The sequence below is a fragment of the Mycobacterium sp. genome, assembly GCF_008709575.1.
Classification (GTDB): domain Bacteria; phylum Actinomycetota; class Actinomycetes; order Mycobacteriales; family Mycobacteriaceae; genus Mycobacterium.
This window is the reverse complement of record NZ_VYIK01000358.1, coordinates 1-692: the sequence shown is the minus strand read 5'-3', so window position 1 is coordinate 692 and position 692 is coordinate 1. Positions and strand designations below refer to the sequence as shown.

1 protein-coding gene is annotated in these 692 nt (G+C 65.0%); it reads right to left on the bottom strand.

Annotation, left to right across the window (positions count from 1 at the left end; translation table 11 throughout):
• Positions 1 to 430, bottom strand: a 430-nt coding sequence (locus F6Q13_RS18940) for a helix-turn-helix domain-containing protein (RefSeq protein WP_293059795.1), incomplete at its 3' end; no start/stop codon positions are given.
• Between the last annotated feature and the right edge of the window lie 262 nt (positions 431 to 692).

Below are 692 nucleotides of genomic sequence, written 5' to 3'. Positions count from 1 at the left end.
CGTGCGCGGGAAATCTGCCACCCACCCGCGACGGCAATGGCGGGGCGTCACGGTGCCGGAGAATTTCGACGTAGACCACCTGGGTGTCGTCGAGCACCGCGAGATGAACAGTCTGCTTCGTCGCGGCACGAAGGTCGGCCATATAAGGCAGTGCAGCCCCGCGAAGGTCGAGCTGGCGAGGGACCAGTTCGCCTAGTTCGAATAGGCGCAACCCGAGCACAAAACCCTCTCTTCGCCGTTCCAGGAAGCCGTGTTGGGCCAGTTCGCCGGCGAGCCGGTGCACGGTGGACTTGGCTAGTCCGGTACAGTGAGCCAGCGCGGATACCCCAAGGATTTGGCTCTCCCGGTCGAAGGCCGCGAGGATCGCCGTTGCCCGGGCCAGCACCGTAGGGACAGAACTCTGCCCGGTGTGCCGGTGATTGGAACGCACAGCTCGTATTCTGCTCAGCGGACGTCGACTGTTCAAGTGTCAGGTCGACCGATCGGGGCGACCTGCGTGGCCTGCTTCCGGCCGCTTACCGACAACGCAGCGCCAGACCCGAAGCCCAACCACCGGTTCCGGCGCCACCGGCCCGTCGCGTGACGCTAGGACGTAGACTCCAGCGGAGCAAGTATGCGAATCATCGACGCCGACGGTCACGTCAACGAAACCCCCTCGCTCGCGGTCGAAGCCATGAAGCGATGGCCGCAGC